Source organism: Methylovulum miyakonense HT12 (assembly GCF_000384075.1).
Lineage (GTDB): Bacteria > Pseudomonadota > Gammaproteobacteria > Methylococcales > Methylomonadaceae > Methylovulum > Methylovulum miyakonense.
The window spans coordinates 900,157-920,855 of sequence record NZ_KB913025.1 but is presented as its reverse complement, the minus strand read 5'-3'; the positions used below and the strand labels follow the sequence as shown (position 1 = coordinate 920,855).

19 protein-coding genes are annotated in these 20,699 nt (G+C 52.0%); 12 read left to right on the top strand and 7 right to left on the bottom strand.

Going from position 1 to position 20,699, the window contains the following annotated elements; all coding sequences use genetic code 11:
• Positions 1 to 4: 4 nt before the first annotated feature.
• A complete protein-coding gene (locus tag METMI_RS0104845; protein ID WP_019865123.1) occupies positions 5 to 1,021 on the bottom strand; it encodes a tyrosine-type recombinase/integrase in 1,017 nt (338 codons plus the stop codon).
• 110 nt (positions 1,022 to 1,131) lie between these two features.
• Between METMI_RS0104845 and dusA the strand changes: the two genes are divergently transcribed.
• From dusA to METMI_RS0104800, 8 genes are all read left to right on the top strand, one after another.
• Positions 1,132 to 2,124, top strand: a complete 993-nt coding sequence (gene dusA, locus METMI_RS0104840) for a tRNA dihydrouridine(20/20a) synthase DusA (protein ID WP_083930170.1) — start codon at positions 1,132 to 1,134, stop codon at positions 2,122 to 2,124.
• Positions 2,125 to 2,153: 29 nt separating this feature from the next.
• Positions 2,154 to 2,696, top strand: coding sequence for a GTP cyclohydrolase I FolE (gene folE / locus METMI_RS0104835; RefSeq protein ID WP_019865121.1), 543 nt, complete (start codon positions 2,154 to 2,156; stop codon positions 2,694 to 2,696).
• 1 nt (position 2,697) lies between these two features.
• Positions 2,698 to 3,669, top strand: coding sequence for a ferrochelatase (hemH, locus tag METMI_RS0104830; protein WP_408630392.1), 972 nt, complete (start codon positions 2,698 to 2,700; stop codon positions 3,667 to 3,669).
• Between the two features lie 148 nt (positions 3,670 to 3,817).
• Positions 3,818 to 5,401, top strand: a complete 1,584-nt coding sequence (locus tag METMI_RS0104820) for a MutS-related protein (protein WP_019865118.1) — start codon at positions 3,818 to 3,820, stop codon at positions 5,399 to 5,401.
• Complete coding sequence (gene purT, locus METMI_RS0104815) at positions 5,398 to 6,597, top strand: formate-dependent phosphoribosylglycinamide formyltransferase (RefSeq protein ID WP_019865117.1); 1,200 nt, start codon at positions 5,398 to 5,400, stop codon at positions 6,595 to 6,597. Before METMI_RS0104820 ends, purT begins: the two co-directional genes overlap by 4 nt.
• A gap of 12 nt (positions 6,598 to 6,609) precedes the next feature.
• Positions 6,610 to 7,203: a transglycosylase SLT domain-containing protein gene (locus METMI_RS0104810; RefSeq protein ID WP_019865116.1), complete on the top strand. Its 594-nt coding sequence runs from the start codon at positions 6,610 to 6,612 to the stop codon at positions 7,201 to 7,203.
• A gap of 20 nt (positions 7,204 to 7,223) precedes the next feature.
• A complete protein-coding gene (locus tag METMI_RS0104805) occupies positions 7,224 to 7,853 on the top strand; it encodes a lysozyme inhibitor LprI family protein (RefSeq protein WP_019865115.1) in 630 nt (209 codons plus the stop codon).
• 118 nt (positions 7,854 to 7,971) lie between these two features.
• A complete protein-coding gene (locus METMI_RS0104800; protein WP_019865114.1) occupies positions 7,972 to 8,598 on the top strand; it encodes an HAD family hydrolase in 627 nt (208 codons plus the stop codon).
• On the opposite strand, the gene METMI_RS0104795 is transcribed toward METMI_RS0104800, so the two are convergent.
• The 3 genes from METMI_RS0104795 to queF all read right to left on the bottom strand — a co-directional run bounded on the left by METMI_RS0104795 (position 8,578) and on the right by queF (position 11,247).
• Positions 8,578 to 9,879, bottom strand: a complete 1,302-nt coding sequence (locus tag METMI_RS0104795) for a TIGR03862 family flavoprotein (RefSeq protein ID WP_019865113.1) — start codon at positions 9,877 to 9,879, stop codon at positions 8,578 to 8,580. The two genes, METMI_RS0104800 and METMI_RS0104795, sit on opposite strands and share 21 nt — an antisense overlap.
• A 107-nt stretch (positions 9,880 to 9,986) precedes the next feature.
• A complete protein-coding gene (asd, locus tag METMI_RS0104790; protein WP_019865111.1) occupies positions 9,987 to 10,844 on the bottom strand; it encodes an archaetidylserine decarboxylase in 858 nt (285 codons plus the stop codon).
• Between the two features lie 13 nt (positions 10,845 to 10,857).
• Positions 10,858 to 11,247 carry a preQ(1) synthase gene (gene queF / locus METMI_RS0104785; RefSeq protein WP_019865110.1) on the bottom strand — a complete coding sequence of 130 codons (390 nt, stop codon included), beginning with the start codon at positions 11,245 to 11,247 and terminating at the stop codon, positions 10,858 to 10,860.
• Positions 11,248 to 11,463: 216 nt separating this feature from the next.
• Between queF and METMI_RS26730 the strand changes: the two genes are divergently transcribed.
• A complete protein-coding gene (locus METMI_RS26730) occupies positions 11,464 to 12,465 on the top strand; it encodes a DNRLRE domain-containing protein (RefSeq protein ID WP_019865109.1) in 1,002 nt (333 codons plus the stop codon).
• A 209-nt stretch (positions 12,466 to 12,674) separates the two neighbouring features.
• Here the strand turns inward: METMI_RS26730 and METMI_RS0104770 are convergent, their stop codons facing one another.
• From METMI_RS0104770 to METMI_RS0104760, 3 genes are read right to left on the bottom strand one after another with little or no spacing between them, the layout of a single operon-like run.
• Complete coding sequence (locus METMI_RS0104770; protein WP_019865108.1) at positions 12,675 to 13,292, bottom strand: hypothetical protein; 618 nt, start codon at positions 13,290 to 13,292, stop codon at positions 12,675 to 12,677.
• A gap of 6 nt (positions 13,293 to 13,298) precedes the next feature.
• Positions 13,299 to 14,918, bottom strand: coding sequence for an aspartate ammonia-lyase (locus METMI_RS0104765; protein WP_019865107.1), 1,620 nt, complete (start codon positions 14,916 to 14,918; stop codon positions 13,299 to 13,301).
• Positions 14,918 to 15,424: a TIGR00645 family protein gene (locus tag METMI_RS0104760; RefSeq protein WP_019865106.1), complete on the bottom strand. Its 507-nt coding sequence runs from the start codon at positions 15,422 to 15,424 to the stop codon at positions 14,918 to 14,920. The genes METMI_RS0104765 and METMI_RS0104760 overlap by 1 nt, the downstream gene beginning before the upstream one ends.
• A gap of 120 nt (positions 15,425 to 15,544) precedes the next feature.
• Between METMI_RS0104760 and METMI_RS0104755 the strand changes: the two genes are divergently transcribed.
• The 3 genes from METMI_RS0104755 (at position 15,545) to METMI_RS0104740 (ending at position 20,489) form a co-directional block, all read left to right on the top strand.
• Entirely contained in the window at positions 15,545 to 17,104 is a 1,560-nt protein-coding gene (locus tag METMI_RS0104755; protein ID WP_019865105.1) for a proton-conducting transporter transmembrane domain-containing protein, read from the top strand.
• A 309-nt stretch (positions 17,105 to 17,413) separates the two neighbouring features.
• Positions 17,414 to 18,961, top strand: coding sequence for a complex I subunit 4 family protein (locus METMI_RS0104745; RefSeq protein ID WP_232215182.1), 1,548 nt, complete (start codon positions 17,414 to 17,416; stop codon positions 18,959 to 18,961).
• A complete protein-coding gene (locus METMI_RS0104740; RefSeq protein ID WP_019865102.1) occupies positions 18,954 to 20,489 on the top strand; it encodes a complex I subunit 4 family protein in 1,536 nt (511 codons plus the stop codon). Before METMI_RS0104745 ends, METMI_RS0104740 begins: the two co-directional genes overlap by 8 nt.
• Positions 20,490 to 20,699 lie beyond the last annotated feature (210 nt).

Here is a 20,699-nt window from a genome sequence, read left to right as displayed (position 1 = left end):
CCCTTTATAAATCCTCAGGTCTTAAATGCGTGTAACGCCTTAATGTTTCCCAACTCTCATGCAGAGTGAACATCTGCACCTGTTCAATACGGTACCCTGCTTCGAATAACCGGCTGGCCCCTTCATGCCTTAAGTCATGAAAGTCCAACCCATTGATCTCCAATATGTGGCAAGCCCTAGCAAACAGGGTGCTGATGGTTTTACTGTTGTAAGGGAAGATAAGATTCCCTTCTTTTGGTTGCCGTAACACTATTTTCCACGCACTGGCCGTATATTTGAACCGCCGATGGTTTCCTTCCTTCTTGCGCGGGTCTTTGGCGTCCCTCACCATGCCGGTCTGTTTGTCGTCGTCATTATCCGCCCACTCCAACCGGGTAATTTCAGAAACCCGCCGGCACGAATAGACCGCAAACCACATCAAGTGCAGCATCGGTACACGGCTTCGTTTATTCTTGCCAAAATACCGGGATAACTGCCAAAGCTCTTTTTTCGTAGGTCTCCGGTTCCGGCGCTTCGACTTACCCACCAACTTTTCAGATTGGAGCACCGTCGAGGCCTTATCGAATATGCCCATGTCGAAGTCAAACCCTTCGACATGGCTCATGGTTCTGATGATCGTCCGTAGCCAAATTACATCATTCGCCACTGTCTGAGGTTTGGCTTTTTTGTTGCGTTCGATACAATGGGCGATGATGGCTTTGGCTGTGAGCTTTTTGACTTGTAATTTGGCAATGTCATATTTAAGAAGCCGGGCAATATCATAATTTTTGGTGCGCCCAAATCCATGCGCAAACTGGGCCTGGTAACGTTCTATAATGGCGGCGATGGTTTCAACCGACTCGTCACCGTAGATTTCGGAGCGTTCGATCTCGCGTTTTCGTTTATCCGCCCAATCTATGGCAAGCTGCCGGGTCGAGAACCGTCTGCTCTCCCGTACAGGGACTCCATCGACGGTGCGGTTGACAAATATTCGGTAGACGGTTTTGCCGTCTTTGTTCTTTATTTTCGTGGGTTTAGACATATTTTATACGGCAAAATGCACCGCGATTCTTACGCGGTGCAGATTCAGTGCAGATGTGCAGTAAAAATAACCTAAAATGATTTAAAATAACACTAAATAAATTACAATTTATGAGCAATACCAATAACACCCCGCGCCGAACCTTCTGCGTAGCCCCGATGCTGGATTGGACTGACCGCCATTGCCGCCATTTCCACCGCCTGCTGTCAAAACACGCGTTCCTCTACACTGAAATGGTCACGACAGGCGCGTTGATCCATGGCGACCATCACCGTTTCCTGCAATACAACCCGTCCGAACATCCGGTGGCCTTGCAATTGGGCGGTAGTAATCCGCGTGAGTTGGCGGTTTGTGCGAAGATGGCTGAGGATTATGGTTATGATGAAGTCAACCTGAATGTCGGCTGCCCTAGTGACCGGGTCCAGAACGGGCGGTTTGGCGCGTGTTTGATGGCGGAACCGGAACTGGTCGCGGAGTGCGTGGCCAGGATGAATCAAGTGGTGGCGATTCCGGTGACGGTGAAGTCGCGTATCGGGATTGATGATAAGGACTCTTATGAAGAGCTGGTGCATTTTATCCGCACGGTTGCCGATGCCGGTTGCCAGACTTTTATCGTCCATGCCCGCAAAGCCTGGCTGAGCGGTTTGTCGCCTAAAGAAAACCGCGAGGTTCCACCTTTACAATATGACACGGTCTACCAGCTTAAAATTGACTTTCCGCACTTGGAAATTATATTGAATGGGGGTGTGACCACCATCGGGCAAGCCGAAGCTATCCTGCAACACGTTGACGGCGTGATGGTCGGGCGTGAGGCTTATCAAAACCCCTACCTGCTCGCCGAAGTCGACCAACGCTTATATGGCGATACGCACCCCGTCTTGACCCGCGCCGAAGCTATCCACGCGCTGCTGCCTTATATCAGCGGACAACTTGCCTTGGGCACGCGCTTGCATAGCATCATGCGGCATACGCTAGGATTGTTCCACGGTGAATACGGGGCGCGGGGCTGGCGGCGTTATCTTAGCGAGTATGGCAATAAAGCCGGTGCAGATGAAGCCGTGGTGTTACAGGCGTTAAAATTCACCGTTCCTGATGTATACTGACCCGCTTTTTTTATTACGAGAACAATAACGTGGAAGAACATTTCGCCAAAATTATCGAAGCTGTCGGGGAAGATTTAAGCCGTGAAGGTTTAATTGACACCCCTAAACGGGCAGCCAAGGCGTTTAAATTTTTAAACAACGGTTACGAAAAAACCCTGGAAGAGGTGTTGAACGGGGCCATTTTTACCGCCGACACCGAAGACATGGTGATAGTGAAGGATATCGAGCTGTATTCCCTATGCGAACATCATTTGTTGCCCTTCATCGGCAAATGCCACGTCGGCTACTTGCCGCAAGGCAAAGTGTTGGGCTTGTCAAAAGTGGCGCGTATCGTTGATATGTACGCCCGCCGTTTGCAGATCCAAGAAAAACTCACCAAACAAATTGCCGACGCCATTGAATTGGCCACAGGCGCACGCGGCGTGGCGGTGGTCATTGAAGCCAAACATTTGTGCATGATGATGCGTGGCGTGGAAAAACAAAATTCGGTCATGACCACCTCGGTCATGACCGGTATTTTCCGTAAACACATCAGCACCCGCACCGAGTTTTTGAACTTGATCAACCGATAGGATATTTATGGCCACCCCGAAAACAGGTATCCTGCTGGCGAATTTAGGTTCGCCCAGTGCGCCCACAGTGCCTGCCGTGCGGCGGTTCCTTAAAGAATTCCTCTGGGACCCTCGGGTGGTCAATATCCCTAGGCCGGTCTGGTGGCTGATCCTGCACGGGGCGGTGTTGCCCTTCCGTCCGGGCAAATCCACCCAAGCTTACCAAAAAATCTGGGATGCGGAAAAAGGTTCGCCGTTGACGTTTTTGACCCGGCAAGTGACTGAAAAACTTGCCGCCAGACTAGCGGGGCAGGGCTTACAAGTCACTTACGCCATGCGCTATGGCGAGCCCTCCATCGCCACGCAGCTGCGCCAATTTAAGGAACAGGGCGTGGAGCAACTTGTCGTCTTGCCGCTATATCCGCAATATTCCTCGACCACCACCGCGTCGGTTTATGACGATATGTTCAAAGAACTGGGCCAATGGCGGCATCTGCCCAGTTTCCGGTTCATCAGCGATTACCACCAACACCCCGCGTACATCGCCGCCGTCGCCGAGAGTATCCGCTTAGCATGGCAAGAACAAGCAAAAAATGAACTGCTGCTCATGTCTTTCCACGGCTTGCCTGAGCAGCTGACGAAATGGGGCGACCCGTATTTCCACCATTGCCATAAAACCGCCGCCCTGATTGCCGGACAATTGGGCTTAAGCGACCAGGAATGGAAGATCGTTTTCCAATCGCGTTTTGGCAAAGCACAATGGCTGAAACCGTATTGCGTGGATACGCTGGAGGCACTGCCTGGACAAGGGATTAAAACTGTGGACATGGTCTGTCCTGGGTTTGCCGTGGACTGTCTGGAAACCTTGGAGGAAATTGCCATGGAAAACAAGCATGTTTTCATGGCAGCAGGCGGGGAGGCGTATCGGTATATTGCTTGCCTGAATGATAGCGATGCCCATGTCGAGGCTTTGGCCGGGGTGCTGGGGATCTAGGTTAGCCAGGGCCTGTGCCGCCTTTAGGCTGATTCCCGGCCAATACTAGTGTTATCGGGCATCCTTCATCTGTGCTTTTATTCCCTGTGTTATCATGAACTTCGCCCAACCCATCCATCCCCAAAAATAACAATAAAGAGAGGCAACCATGAAAGAGACTCTGTTAAAAATATGGCAAGATGCCTGGCCTGGCATAAAAGCCACCCAACCGTTGCCGACGGGCGAAGGTGTCATTGACGAAAGCGCGTTTAACACCTTGGAAGTGGATAAGGTGTTCGATGCGGTGAATTACGCCACCACCACGGTGGGGCAAGCGGTGCTGTACCGCTCCTTGACACAGCCTTCGGACAATCTTGAGGAGCTGCACGCCAAGCAGGAAGCGGTGCGGGAGTTGAGCGACAACCCGCATTTGGCCGCCGCACTGGCTAACATCATCGGGCTTGCCGCAGGGCAGGAAAATGATTTTTATCGCTTATTGTTCGGCCAATTTGTCGGTTCATTCACCTCCGCCCGCGAAAGCCACGAAATAGACGGCTATGGTTATGCCCAGTATAAAAAAGGCGTGCGTTTTTTGTTGGAGCTGGTGGAGGAAATCCAAGCGTTGGAAGCCCCTAAAAGCGCTTACTTGAAAAGCCTGTTTGACAAAATCACCGCATTCGCCGACACCCGTTCCTATTCGCTGATGAAAGGGCCGGCGTATCTGACTGAAAAAGGCATCTATTGCAAGGAAGAGCGGCGCGGCTCCTTGTTGCCGGCGGTCATTTTTATGCCGCGCATCATCAAACCCTTATTGCTGGCGGCTGTCTTTGGTGTGTACTGGTTGCTCAGCACCTTCACCCCGGCGGATATGAGGCTGGATTTGCCGGACCAGACCGTGTTCCTCGCCCCACTATTGCTGCTGTATTTCCCTATCGTCGGTGGTTTCGACCGTGACAAATGTATTGTGCCGTTGCGCAATATTTATAAAAATTCCGATGCCGTCGGCGAAACTTTGGACGCGTTGGGGCAATTGGATGAACTGTTGTCATTCTTAAAATTTGCCGAACATTTTGGGCATAGCATGGTGCTGCCGACGCTGATTGATAGCCCGCACCACCGGATGAATTTGACCGAAGCCAGGAACCCGGTATTGAGCAAAGCCTACAATGATTATGTCGGTAACGATTTGGTGCTGGACGATGAAAAACTGATGCTGGTCACCGGCCCCAACAGCGGCGGCAAAACGGCGTTTTGCAAGACCATCACGCAAATCCAATTGCTGGCGCAAATCGGCTGTTTTGTCCCCGCCAAGGCCGCGACTTTGACCGTCGCCGACCGCATTTTTTACCAAGTGCCGGAAATCAGCCATTTGAACGACGGCGAGGGCCGCTTCGGCACGGAACTTAAACGTACCAAAGACATATTTTTGGCAACCACCGAAAAGAGCTTGGTGGTGTTGGATGAATTGTCCGAAGGCACGACCTTTGAGGAAAAAATGGAATCGTCCACCAATGTCCTCAACGGTTTTTACCGCAAAGGCAACAGCACCGTGCTGATCACCCATAACCATCAATTGGTCGATTATTTTGTGAAGAAAAAAATCGGTATGCCCAAACAAGTCGAGTTCGCCAATGACGCCCCGACTTATAAGCTAGTCCCCGGCATTTCCCGCGTCAGCCACGCCGACCGCGTCGCCAAAAAAATTGGTTTTTCCAAAGAAGACATCGACAACTACTTAGCGGAGACGAAATGAACCTAGGCACTGCATTATCGCCCAACGCCACCCGCGCCTTGTTGTTAGGTAGCGGCGAACTAGGCAAAGAATTGGCTATCGCCCTGCAACGTTACGGGGTTGAAGTCATTGCCGTTGACCGCTACGCCAACGCCCCTGCGCAACACGTTGCGCACCGCAGCCATGTCATTGATATGACCGATGCAGTTGCAGTCAAGCGGCTAATCGCCTTGGAAAAACCCCATTTCATCATCCCCGAAATTGAAGCCATTGCCACGGCGGCGTTGGCGGAAATTGAAGCGGAAGGCCTCTGCACCGTTGTCCCCAACGCCCGAGCCATCCAATTGACGATGAACCGCGAAGGCATCCGCTCCCTCGCTGCCGAAGAACTAAAAATCCCCACTTCCGCTTACGCTTTTGCCGGGTCGTTTACAGAATTAAAGGCGGCGGTGGATGCGGGCATAGGCTATCCGTGCTTCATCAAGCCCACCATGTCGTCATCCGGCAAAGGCCAGTCCATGGTCAAATCTGAAGAGGCTTTGCAAGCGGCTTGGGATACGGCAAAAGCCAGCGGGCGCGTCGATACCGGCAAGGTGATCGTCGAGGCAAAAATTGACTTTGATTTTGAAATCACGCTGCTGACCGTCCGCGCCATGAACGTACAAGGTTCTATTGACACGCATTTTTGCGCCCCAATCGGGCACCGCCAAGAACACGGCGATTACCGCGAAAGTTGGCAACCGCAAGCGATGACGGAAAAAGCCCTTGCCAGTGCGCAGGATATTGCGTTTAAAATATGCGCCGCTTTGGGGGGGCAGGGATTGTTTGGTGTCGAGTTGTTCATCAAAGGCGATGATGTTTGGTTCAGCGAAGTCAGCCCTAGGCCACACGATACGGGTATGGTGACAATGGTCACCCAACGGCAAAATGAATTTGACCTGCACGCCCGCGCCATTTTAGGCTTACCGGTCAATGCCGCATTGCAAAATTGCGGTGCGAGCGCGGTAATTCTTGGCGGACTGGATGCCGAGGGTGTAGTCTATGCCGGGCTTGCAGAAGCGCTTGCCGTGCCCGACAGTGACATCCGTTTATTTGGCAAGCCTGTCGCTTACACCCATCGGCGCATGGGTGTTGCCTTGGCAACTGCGGAAAGTGTTGATGCCGCCCGACTCAAAGCGGTGCAAGCCGCTAATTTGATAGTCATTAAAACCGAATAACAGGTAACCACTATGCTGAGAACACTGTTTATTGTATTCACCTTATGCCTCACCCACGAGGCGGTCGCTGATATTTATAAATATGTCGATAGCGACGGACGCACTTATTACACCGACGAGCCCAAAAGCGGCCTCTATAAACGCATTATCAAATCCAAAGCCATACGGCACGTCAATTATTTCAGCAACACCAGCCCACGGATAGGGCGGTATTCTTCAGCCAACAAAATGCGCTTTGCCGAGCTGATCGCACAGACCGCCGCCAAACACCAAGTCGATGCCAAACTCGTCCATGCCGTGATCCAAACCGAATCGGCTTACAATTCCGGTGCCATTTCACCGAAAGGCGCGGTCGGCCTGATGCAGCTTATGCCCGCCACCGCACAGCGTTTTGGCGTCATGGACAGCACTGACCCCAACCAAAACGTCGATGGCGGAACCCGCTATTTAAAGCACCTCATCGCCCTATTTGAACCTAACCTCGACCTCGCCGTCGCCGCCTATAATGCCGGTGAGAATGCCGTGATCAAATACAACAACTCCATCCCGCCTTACCCAGAAACCCAAAACTATGTCCGTCAGGTTTTGGCGTTGTATAACCACTAAGTGACCAGCCAGCACCTTGCATGCTGCGGATTGTTGTTGCCTGTGCGTTGCTATCGCTAATTGCCAATGCCCGCCCGGCAGGCTTTGATTGCAAAAAAGCGGCGACCAGCGTCGAAAAGTCCATCTGCTCGGATAGCCACCTTTCCGCCCTAGACTATTTATTGTCACAGTATTACCAACAGGCCACTGGTACTAATCCCCAACCTATAAAAGACAGCCAAAAAAAGTGGCTTGCAGACACTAGAAACCAATGCCTAGACATCGCCTGTTTAAAAAACGCATACTTTGGGCGTCTTGCCATCCTCAAGACAGCCATACTGTCTAGCTTGAAACGCCACGCTGATTTTTCCGGTAGCTATGAAAGCAGCCATGGCGAGATTTTAGTCCAGCAGCTTTCTGGCAATAAGATAAAGTTTGACCTCTTCGTAACCGGCCCTTATGACAAAAACAAACTTTCTTCCCCAAAAAGCAACCAAGTTGAGGGCGAGGCATTGCTTGTCGGAAATACCGCCAGCTATAACGAAGATGAGGACTGCGGTATTATTTTCAGTTTCTCCCCACATAAGGCCAGTGTCTTGGAATATGGCTGTTGGGAGTATGCGGCGACATCTACAGGCATTTACAAGCGGAAGGGAACACATCCCGAATAGCCCGCCGTCAGGAGAGTCACTCCCTGTAACCTACTGTCTGGTTTGATTTCTCTGGTCTCACTTAAGTATTACCGGACTTATTTTCCCTTGCGGCAACCCCTGAAACCACGCGTAATTTATGGCAACTATCAAAAACATCATCTTTGACTTGGGCGGCGTGGTCATTAACCTTGATATTCCACGCACCATCAGCGAATTTGAAAAGCTGGGCATCGCCGGATTTGGCAACGTGTTTAGCCAACTGGCGCAAACGCCATTGTTCGACAATTTTGACAGGGGGCTGATTTCCGAGGATGAGTTTTTTAACAGCATCAAAACCCAATTCAATTTGAAGCAGCCTATAGCAGAATTGGAACGTGCTTGGAATGCCATGTTGCTGGATTTTCCGGGACATCGTTTGGAGCAGTTGAGGGCTTATAAGCAACGTTACAATACGTTTTTGTTAAGCAACACCAACACTGCGCATATCCGCGTGTTTGAAAAAGACTTGTCAGACACGCATTCGGTCGCAAATCTGGAGCCGTTTTTCCATAAGGTTTACTATTCTTGTGCAATCGGCCTACGTAAGCCCGACCCGGAAATTTTTGAATTTGTCTTGCGGGGAAATGGCCTGAAGCCGGAGGAGACCGTGTTTATTGATGACACCCTTATGCATGTGGAGGCGGCGCGGACTTTGGGGATCAAGGTGTTGCACTTGCCTAAGGGTGAAGAATTTAAGGGCTTATTAGATACTATCCTTGACTGAGCGGATTTGTTCCGCCGTTTGGCTTTCAAACCAGTCAATAACCCCTTCACCCGCCCTGCGCCCACTGGCAAAACAGGCGGTCAACAAATACCCGCCTGTCGGGGCTTCCCAATCCAGCATCTCCCCTGCACAGAACAGCCCTGGGGCTGACCTTAGCATCAAGCCTTCGTCGAGTGTGCTAAAAGGCACGCCTCCTGCGCTGCTGATCGCTTCTTCGATGGGTCGTGCCGCCAACAACGTGATTGGCAATGACTTAATGGCAAGCGCCAATTTTTCAGGGTTATCAAAATCAGCCGTTGGCAACAGCTCCCGCAATAAAGCGGCTTTCACGCCGTCTATGCCAACACTTTTACGGAGATAATTGGACATGGACTCTTTGCCGCGGATCCGGCTTAACCGTTGGTTTAGCCAAGCCGCCCCCTTGTCAGGGAGCAAGTCCACGTAAACCAAAGCCTTGCCTGTGCTGGCAATGGATGCACGCAAATACGAGGACAAGCTATAAACTAATCCGCCTTCCACACCCGTTTCGGTGATGATAAATTCGCCTTTGTGGCCGAATGCTTGGCCTTGGGCATCAGTAAACGAAATTACCACGGTTTTGACGGGCTGCCCGGCATAGCGGCTTTTAAAATAATTAGTCCAAGCGGTTTCAAACCCGCAATTTGACGGCAGCAAAGCGCGTACCGGAATTCCCCGCCCCTGAAATATCGGCACCCAATTGCCAGTCGAGCCTAACTGGGGCCAACTGGCCCCGCCCAACGCAAACACCACCGCGTCGGCCTTGATTTCTTGTGCACCTTCCGGGGATTGGAAAATCAAGCCGTCCGTGTTGTCGCCCGCCCATCCCGTCCAACAATGCCGGGTATGGAAAACCACGCCCGCTTCTCGTAACCGCCGTATCCATGCCCGCAATAAGGGGGCGGCTTTCATATCGGTGGGGAACACCCGGCCTGACGAACCTACGAACGTATCAATGCCCAGGGTTTGCAGCCACTGGCGCAAAGCTGCCGGTGAAAACGCCTCAAGCATGGCCTCAAGGTCAGAAGCGTGGCCGCCATAGCGGGACAAAAATTGCGGGAACGGTTCGGAATGGGTGATGTTCATCCCGCCTTTGCCCGCCATCAAAAACTTCCGCCCGACGCTAGGCATGGCATCGTAAACATCGACTTGGATATTCGCTTGGCACAAAACTTCCGCCGCCATTAATCCGGCCGGGCCGCCACCGATGATGGCGACTTGTTTTTTGAGGGTGGGGTCTGCTAGACCCGTAAAATTATTCACAAAAAATTAAAAAGGGCGGAAATTGAAACTGCGTATAAAAATGAAGCAACTTTGTATCTTTTTTGGGAAACAAAAGATACGAAGCACATTGCTTATGTTATGGGCTTTCACGTCAGCTCCCCAATTTTTTCACCCAGCTTAACGGCCTTATCGGCAACAAAACCACTGTCCCATTGCATTTTGTCTTTCCCAAACAGCACGATAATGGTGGAGCCCATATTGAAACGGCCCATTTCCTCGCCGATGTTCAAGGTCGGCGCATTGTCTGCATAATCCCAAGTACGGACTTTCTCAATTGTCGGTGGCGTGACCACGCCATGCCAAACGGTTTCGATGCTGGAAACAAAAATTGCGCCCACTAGAACCAAAGCCATTGGGCCAATTTCGGTGTCAAACAAACAGCAGACGCGCTCGTTTCTGGCAAAGAGCCCAGGCACGTTGTTGGTGGTGATGGTGTTGACGCTGAACAGACGGCCTGGGACATGCACCATTTCCTTGAGGGTTCCGGTCAAGGGCATGTGCAGGCGGTGGTAATCTTTGGGCGATAAATAAATGGTCGTGAACATGCCGTTTTGGAACGGCGCGGCGCGTTCGGCGCACCCGCCTAGCAATTCTTGGGCGGTGAAGCTTTTGCCTTTGGCCTGAAAAATCGTGCCATCGGTGATCGCGCCTGCTTGGCTGACTGCGCCGTCGGCGGGGCAAGCAATCGCGTTGCGCCCGGTCGTCAACGGCCTTACGCCCGGTTTCAATTCGCGGGTGAAAAAATCGTTAAAGCTTTTGAATTGCTGGATGTCTTGTTGTAGGGCTTCAGCCATATTCACGCCGTAATGCTTGATAATTTGCTGGATAAACAAGTTTTTAACGGCGGGGTTTTCACAATGGGTGAGCTTGCCCATCAATATCGACAAGCTATGTTGTGGCAAAGCATATTGCGGCAACACGCACAGGGCTTCTTTTAGCGTCATGTCTGTCCTGTGCTTACGGCAAGTTGACCAAAGCGGGAGCTTGCCACGCCGGATTGCGGTGTTCGACTACCACAGTGGTGTAAATACCGCCGCGCACGTTGAACTCGGCACGAATGCGCATGAAATTGGGTTGGGTGACGGCTACGATGTCATTCAAAATTTCGTTAGTCACCGCCTCATGGAATGCGCCCCGCTCGCGGAATGTCCACATATACAGCTTGAGCGATTTCAGCTCCACGCAAGCATCGGCTGGTACATATTCGATTTGGATTTTCGCAAAATCCGGCTGTCCGGTTTTGGGGCACAGGCAAGTGAATTCGGGGATGTCGATACGGATCGTGAAATCACGTTCGGGTTGTGGGTTAGGGAAGGTTTCTAAGTCTTTGCTGGGTTGTGTGGTCATGTTGTCAATTGCAGGTTATTAGTAATTGTAAAATGGGTTGTATCTACAGGGCATAAAAAAAATAGGACGTTGATTCCAAAGCTCTGGATTGGGAATGGGCGCAACAAAAATGCTGCAATAAAAATCCATATTGTGTTCTACTGAGTGCGCCTTACCGAGTTGACAACAGCCAAATTGGCTTTACCAGAATTCGTACTATCCATAAAGGGGGGATCCATGAACATACGCATAAATCCAATCTACCTAACAAGTCTGTGCATATTCCTTTCATCGCCCTTGTTGGCAGTGGAAATTCCCATCCGCGCTGACACTTATATTTCGACGCTTCCAGAAGATGTCCACACAAGTTTCGGCAAAACCACATCGCTAGTCGCGAACAGCGATACGAAAAAAGCGTTGTTAAAATTTAAGCCATTGTCAAATTATTTGCCGACCAACGCAAGCGCATCAACCGATATAGAGAGGGCAATACTCCATATTTGGGTTAAAAGCGTTACCAATGATACCGCCCAGTTCAAGGTTAGCCGCATCGCACAAGCTTGGAATGAATCGGTCACCGTTGCCTCGTCCCCAAGCATTGCCACTGATCCTGCCCCGCGCATAGACCCTATAATCGTCTCCGGCGTGCCTTTTTGGTATGCGCTGGACATCACGTACCTTGTCAAATTCTGGATGGACAACCCGACTGATCCTGGTGGTCAGGGACTATCACTTGAAACGACTATAGGTGAAGTGGTTATCGACAGCAAAGAAAACACGGATACCAGCCATGCCGCCCATCTGGATATCTCCCTGGTGCGGCAACCTGGGTCGCCAGGGCCGAAGGGTGACAGAGGGCTTAAAGGCGACACGGGACACATAGGGCCTAAGGGCGACATCGGGCCTAAAGGCTCCCCGGGGCCAAAAGGCGATATTGGCCCCGTAGGCCCTGCTGGCCCACAGACCTTAAATGGACTTACAACTATAGTCTCTCAAGATAACACAGTCCCCGGTAATTCAAAATTAGGCACTCTGGCACTCTGCCCAACCACTCATCCTACTGTGATAAGTGGTGGCTGCGGGCATCGGGACTATAATGACGCTGCAAAAGATATAACCATCAACGCTAGTTTCCCCATGCCCTTTAGCTTAAATAATACAACAGGATGGTCATGCTATCTTTACAACAACAGCCCCGATAGCCGGCAAGTTAGGTCTTGGGCAGTGTGTTCGAAATAATCGTTTTATTATTCGCAATCCGGCGGGGAGCGGACAACAAAGCGAATTTCGCTGGTTACCAAGCTCTGGCTTGGTAACCTAAGTCCTTGAAGCTCCAGCTTTGAGTCTGACGGGAAGCTAGAGCTTCCCATCCTTCGTTCCCAAGCTGGAGCTTGGGAACGAGCGCAAGATTTCAAAAGAAATTCAGCCAGTTTTAAGTTGGTTTGATCTTATAACTGCGGCCTAGCGACAGCCATAAATCCTTTTCCGTTTTCATAGGCGTAAAGTAATCCATCTGATAAATGGGTAATGACACTAAAAATATCTTGTTCTTGGTTGCTGTGACCAGCCAATGCAAGCCCTTTTTGTATGGCCTCATCAAGCACTAAGCCCTTCATGGCGTTTTCTGCCTTAATCAGAGCACCTTCAACTTGAGAAGCGGTGAGAAAAATATTTCCTTTATTACCCGGCAGCAGCGAAGCCCGCTCGTAACCTAAGCAATGCCATAGCACAGCACCTGGGGAGCAGCGTCTGATGATAATAAAACGGAAACAGGTTTCCTCATCCAGAAAACTGGCAACTTCTTCCCCTAATTCTGTATACCCAGGCAAATTAAAAGCCCAAACAAAACGGTTATACCATTCAACGTGCCTTGTCCTCTCTTCAACAGGAACGGAATATTCCCATTCTGATGAAAATCGTTCGGGATGCGCTTGCCAGTATTGGAATATTTCTTCTGTGTTAGGGGCGAGAGCCGCTTGTTTTTCGGCATTAACAAACACGGGCTGAAAGTGTTCTTCATCCGCAGGGGTCAAGTGACAGCTGAACCACCAATGGTCAAAAGACATAATTGATTATTGGCTAATCCCACCCTCAGTCAAATGTGCCGGATCAAGCAATTTAGTCAACTCTTCAACACTTAATTCCGTCATTTCCGCAGCCACTTCAATAATCGGGCGGCCTTGTTTGTAGGCGGCTTTGGCGACTTCGGCGGCTTTGGCGTAGCCGATGATGGGGTTTAGGGCGGTGACTAAAATCGGGTTTCTGGCTAGGGCGTGTTGCAGGTTGTCTTGGCGTACGGTGAAGCCTGCGATGGCTTTGTCGGCCAATAAGCGGCTGACGTTACTTAACAATTCGATGCTTTGCAGGATGTTGAAGGCAATCACGGGGAGCATGACGTTGAGTTGGAAACTGCCGGATTGTCCGGCGATGGTGATGGTGGCATCGTTGCCGATGACTTGCGCGGCGACCATCGCGGTGGCTTCGGGGATGACCGGGTTGACTTTGCCGGGCATGATGCTGCTGCCGGGCTGCAAGGCGGGCAGTTCGATCTCGCCCAAGCCTGCCAAGGGGCCGGAGTTCATCCAGCGCAAATCATTGGCGATTTTCATCAGGCTGACGGCGATGGTTTTCAATTGGCCGGACAATTCGACGATGGCGTCTTGGCTGCTGAGGCTTTCAAAAAACGAATCGTTAGGCACAAACGGCAAGCCAGTTTCCGCACTCAAGGCCTGCGCAAATTGTATGGCAAAACGCGCGTCGGCGTTGATGCCCGTACCAACCGCCGTGCCGCCTTGCGCGAGTTTATAAACGCGTGGCAACGTCGCGTGCAAACGCGCCCTGGCGTTGCTGATTTGCAAGGCCCAGCCGCCCAGTTCTTGGCTCATGCGCACGGGCATGGCGTCCATCAAATGGGTGCGTCCGGTTTTGGTGACGTGGTCTAATGAGGCGGCCTTAAGCTCTATGGTGTCGGCCAAGTGCGCCAAAGCAGGCAACAGCGACCGTTTGCATTCCAGCGCGGCGCTGATGTGGATGGCGGTGGGGATCACGTCATTGCTGCTTTGCCCCATGTTGACATGGTCGTTGGCGCTGACGGGTTTGCCGGCTATTTTTGACGCCAAATACGCCAGCACCTCGTTGACGTTCATATTGGTGCTGGTGCCGGAACCCGTTTGGAAAACATCGACCGGAAATTGGTCTTTATGCTGGCCGTCAATAATCTGCTGGGCGGCGGCGATAATGGCATCAGCCAATTCGGCGTCCAACTCGCCCAAATCACACAAAACCTGGGCGGCGGTTTTTTTGACCAGCGCAACGGCCTTGATGAATGCAGGTGGCATGGTCAAGCCGCTGACGGGAAAGTTTTCAACGGCGCGTTGGGTCTGCGCCGCATACAATGCACTGGCAGGGACTTGCAGCTCGCCCATGCTATCTTTTTCTAATCGGTATCCAGTCATTAGTGCCTCGATAAAATGGTTAACGTCGCTCTGGCCAAAAGGCCAGCACAATTCGGATGTGGTTTGGGGATGGAATAAAACGGGGATGCGGGTGGCGTAACGGGCTTGCCAGTGTTCCGCGTCGGCGATGTCGATGGTTTCAAGGCTAATGGCATCCGGGGGCAAGTTGCCGACAATGGCCTCCGCCTCTTCGCACAAATGGCAGCCAGCAGTCCCTAGCAATAGTAACTGTATCATCAATGTTTGGTGAGTTTGTCCAGATAGCCCATGAACAGGGCGGAAATGACCAGGGTCAAGTGGATGACCACATACCACAGCAATTTGTCATTGGCGGTGGCGTTGATGTTCATGAAAATCTTCAACAAATGGATAGACGAAATCGCCACTATGGATGTCGCCACCTTCATTTTCATGGCCGCGTAATCGTGTGTGCCCAGCCAATCCAGCTTTTCGGTGTCGTCACTAATGTTCAGGCGTGAGACGAAATTTTCATAGCCGCTGAACATAATCAGCACGATCAGGCTGCCCACCAGCGTCAGGTCAATCAAGGTCAACAAGGTCAGGATAAAATCGGTTTCGCTAATTTCAAAAATATGCGGCAAGAAGTGGTACAGTTCTTCAAAGAATTTGACGGACAAGGCCAACAAAACCAAGCCCATCCCCGCGTAGATCGGAGCCAAAATCCAGCGGCTCGCATACATCAAGCGTTCGATAGCGTGTTCTATTTGCTGTGGTAAGGACATTTTTAAGGAACCAGAAAAAATTTGCAGATATTATAGCAATTATGTAGTGGGAAGCCGTTAAAATGACAGCTTATGGATACTAAGCCCGTGTGACGGTGTCCGGACTTTTGTGGCACTGATATGCCTTTTTATCCCGCATTTTTCTCAAAAACTATTAAACCTATGGACGCACTGGTCATTTTGATCCCCCTGTTGCCGTTACTGGCGATGGCGGTTATCGGTACGGGGCTGTTGTTTGGCCTCTTGCAAGGCGGAAAACGGGAAGGTTTCACGGCTGATATGGCGACATGGATGCTGACCCTGTCATGCCTGATGGCGATGGCCTTGCTGGGCGGGGATTTGCTGGGCAAAAACCACGGTTATTTCAGCGTCGGGCAATGGCTGGGCAGCGATAGCCTGAATGTCCGCGTCAATTTTACCACCACGGGTTTCAATGTCGGGCTGGCGGCCTTGTTGTCTTTATTATTGGCGCTTACCAGCCGTTTCGCCACTTCTGCCTTACACCGACAAGCGGGTTTCCACCGTTTTTTTGCGGCCCTTAGCCTGTTTGCCGCCGCTGTTTTGATGGTGGTGCTGTCCGCCAACTTGGTTGGCTGCTTGGCCGGCTGGATACTCGCCGAAGTGTGCGGATATTTAATGGTGGCCCATCGGTATCAGCAACCACAAGCGACCGAAAACGCCACCCGGGTTTTTATCACCCAACGCCTCGGCGATGCGGGTTTTGTGCTGGGCATCAGCCTTTGCTATGCGTGGACGGACAGTGTCAATTGGGCGCAATTGCAAGCCTCGGCGAGTGAGTTGTCGATTGGGCAGGCGACGGGGATCGGCCTTTGTTTCGCACTGGCGGCATTTGCCAAAGCCGCGCTGGTGCCGTTTACGCCGTGGTTGGCCAGGACGTTGGACGAACCCGCGCCCGTCAGTTTAATCATGATCCACCTGGGCGTGTTTGTGGTCGTGGCGCTGGAGGCGGTGTTCATGCAGTCGCCCTTCGCCCGCGCGGTATTGGGCTTGGTGGGGTTTGCCACGGTGGCGTATTGCTATATCATCGGCAAAACCCAAACCACAATGCAGGGTTCGTTGCTTTTTTCGGCCTTGGCGCAAGTTGCTTTGATGTTCGTGGAATGCGCCTTTGGGCTATGGGAATTGGCTAGCTGGCATTTGTGCGCAAACTTGACCGTGTGCTGTTTGCAGCGCTTGACCGTAGCGGATGCCTTCAAGCCCGCCGCCCAGGCTCCGGCTTTGGTTTCTGTCAGGCTGTACCTGTTGTCCTTACAGCAATTCTGGTTGGATCAAATTGCCGATTGGGCGTTGGTCAAACCCGTGCGGGGGTTGGCGCAGGATTTGAGTTATGTCGATGACCGCATCATCGACCGTCTGGTCGGCTTGCCGTCTGTGGGGGTGTTGCCGCTGCCTGCGGGGTATGACGGGCCGGAGTCCGGCAGCGAACCGCCGCAGGCCACGCCCTTTGCCAAAAGCAGTGGCTTGGCGGGCAAGCTCACCGAATGGCTTTCGGCCTTATTGCATTGGTTTGAAGAGCGTTTGGTCTTGCGTAGCCCGGGCAAGCAGACGTCCACGTATGGGCGGCAAATAGGGCACGCGGTCAATCGGTTTGAACAGGTCATCTTAAGGCCACGTTATCTGGTGCTGTTTGTTTGCATCACTTTTTTGGTGGCTTTCTAAACGGTAACCGGAATCGGATGGTGTTAATTTAGATATACTGTGAATGGTCACGTTTTCGGTTTTTTTAGGTTAAGCCGTTCGTGGTGAGCTTGGCGAACCATGAGCGGATTAACCGTCCACCCTTCGACAGGCTCAGGACGAACGGTTAATCCAAAAACCGAAAACCTGACCGTTTGAAGTATATGAGCGAAAAACGTCGTGTTTTCCGTGTCCTTAAAGGTTTTATGCTTAAAACGGGCGGCATTGGCAAAATGCGCATGACTTAAGGCCTTCTTCACCACACTAAACGCACCTACCATGACAGCCTCAATGACTCTGTGGTCACAAACCGCCGCTTTTCCTGTGCTAACTACGCTGACGCTGATCCCGTTATTGGCGGTGGTCGCCATTTTGCTGTCACGCTCCCCAAAAGCGTCGCTACGCTTTGGTTTTGCCGGAACCTTATCCAATGTCGCGCTGAGCATTTATCTGCTGTCGGTTTTTGACCCAAGCGCAGCTGGTGTCCAGCTCATGGAAAATGTCCGCTTGGGCTGGCTCAGTTACAGCGTCGGCGTGGACGGCATGAACATCCTCTTTATCCCGCTGACCGCCGTGTTGGCGTTTTTGACCTTGGTGTATACCGTCATCACCCGCCACGTCAACAACAAAACCTTTGTGGCGTGTTTGCTGGCATACCAAGCCATTTTGACCGGCGCGTTTGCCGCCATGAACTTGATGCAGTTTTGGTTATGGTGTGCGTTGGAATCCCTGCCGCTGATCATTTTGACCGTGCATGCCGGAACCGGGCAAAAACGCCGCTGGGTGGTGACGCTGTTGCTGCAATACTGGGGCAGCAGCTTGCTAATGACCTTGGCGGGTTTTTTGTTCCTGGCGTTTGGCTTGGTGGGTTCCGACCACGATTTGACTTTCGATTGGCTGACCTTAAAAGAAAACAACGCGTATTTGCACGATGAAATCCTGGTTTTTATCCTGCTGTTTTTTGGTTACGCCATCCGTATGCCCTTGTTCCCTTTTCATGGCTGGCTGCCTTTGCTTGCCGAACAAGGCACGGTCGCCACTGCCGGCGTGTTTGTGGTTGGCTTAAAATTAGGGCTGTATGCGCTGATCCGTTTCATTTTGCCGATTTTGCCCGGGGTTGCCGAGCAATGGGCGGTTTTCGTGCTGACGCTAGGCTTAACCAGTGTCGTTTATGGCGCCTTACTGGCGATGATGCAAATCAATGTCCGCCGCTTGCTGGCGTTTGTCGCCGTCAGCCATAGCGGCCTGCTGATCATCGGTGCGTTCTGCTTTAACGAATTTGGTTTGCAAGGCGGTTTGCTTTTGGCCATTGCTTATGGCTTGGCGACGGCGGGGATGTTTTTCAGCGTCGGCTTGGTTTACCAGCGCACCCGCACCGCGTTTATGCCGCGTCTGGGTGGCTTGATTGATAAGCACGCCGCTATCGGCCTGTTGTTTTTATTGGCTGCTTTCAGCACCATGGTGATGCCCGGGACACCTAGCTTTGACTCCGCGCATTTGCTGGTTGAAGGCATTATCGAAGAATACGGTTGGGCGATAGCCATCGTGGTGTTGTTGGGCAATGTCTTGGCGGCGGCGGTTTTGCTACGGGCTTTCCAGCAAATGTTCATCGTCACCAGCAAACGCCATCCCCAGCCTTACAGCCGAGTGCCGCAACCCGCGCCGAAAGAACGCCTGATTACGATAGTGCTGGCATTGCTCTTGGTCACCAGCGGTTTTTACACGACCCCGTGGCTCAATTATGTCAGGCTGGGGCTCTCGGAGCTGGTGCAGGCGTTTCCGGTGCACCAGTCACAACAGCTCGAAGCCGCCCCTGTTTTGGAAGCCCCCCATGAGTAACGCCCATTTCCCCATCCTCAGCCTGATGGTTTTAGTGCCGTTGGCGGGTGCATTGATCATCGGTTTTTGCGCAAATATCAGGCTGGCGAAAGCCATCGCCTTAACAACCGCCAGCCTCGTGATGCTTGCCAGTGTTTGGCTGGTTTACGTATTTAACCCTGACGACGGCGGCTTGCAATTGCTTGAGCGGCATGTCTGGATACCCGGCCTGCATGTTGAATACTTGCTGGGCGTCGACGGGATTTCGGTGCTGTTCCTGCCGCTTACGGCGTTGCTGACGTTGATGTCCATCGCCGCGTCATGGCATTCTGCACACAGCCGCTTGTATTTCGCTTTGCTGCTGGTGCTTGAAGCGGCTTCCTTGGGTGTTTTTTCGGCTTTGGATCTGGTGCTGTTCTTCGTGTTCTGGCAACTCACTTTGCCGCCGTTGTTTTTCTTGATCGGCTTATGGGGTTTAGACCCGTTACGCCACAATGCCGCCAGCAAATACCTGCTCGTCAGCATCTGCGGTGGCTTGCCTTTGCTGTTGGCGTTTATCATTTTGGCGGTGAACCATGCCACGCAAATCAATGCCAATTTACCGGTGGATTTGTCGTTCAGCTTTCCGGTGCTGCTGGAAACACAGTTGCCGGATAATCTACAAGGCATTGTTTTTATATTGTTATTGGTCGGTTTCGCCGCCAAAGCCCCGCTCGTGCCCTTCCATACTTGGTTGCCACAAGCCGCCATGGCGGGCCCGGCCCCCGTCATGGCCTTACTGATAAGCCTCAAGCTTGGCACTTATGGGATATTGCGTTACGCCATGGCCTTAGCCCCTGCGGCGGCGGTTGAATACGATTGGGTGCTGGGCATCATTGGCGCAATCACGCTGATTTACGGCGCCTTGCTGACCCTGCAACAAAGCAACCTGCGGCGGTTGTTGGCGTTTGCCAGCATCAGCCACGTCGGGCTGGTGATCATCGGCATCGCTTCGTTGAATATGCAGGGCATTCAAGGCGCACTATTGCAGCTGCTTAATTTTACGTTGGTGGCGGGCGTGTTGATGCTGCTGGCGGGTTTTGTCCAACAGCGCTTGGGCAGCACCGACTTGCACCATTTAGGCGGGCTCGCCAAAGCCATGCCTAAATTGGCCGGATTTTATTTCCTTTTCGTGTTGGCGGGTTTAGGGATGCCCGGGGCCAGCGTCTTCCCCGCCGACTTATTGTTGGTCTTGGGTGCGCTGCAAGCCCATCCCAGTTTGGGCATCACCGCATTGGCGGGCGCGGTCTTGAGCGCCGCGTGTTTGTTGGCATTTTCGCGGCGGGCGTTTCTAGGCGAGGCCACCAAGACGGTTGCCGGACAAACCCAAGATTTGCGCCCGCATGAACTGGCATTGTTGGCCACCGCTTTGCTATTGGTGCTGCTAGGCGGTTTGTTCCCCAACAGTTTGTTGGGCATCAACCAAAAAGCCGCCGAAGTTTGGCTGACGCGCTTGTTGGACCAGCCTGGAATGGAAGGGGATGAGCTGGCGAGTTTGGCTATGCCTTGATAAACGCCCTACAACTCTTCCATGTCATCCAGCACTTTATCGTAAATTTCGTGCAAATTCAGCGGGCCATTTATGCCCGGCAGTTTCGCAACCGAGACTGTGAAAGAATTATTTTATGTCCACGAAAATCACGAAAAAACACGAAAGTGTAAAGCCAGATTAAGTATAAGTTATTGAAAGTTATTATTTAATTGGTTCATGTTTTTTGTG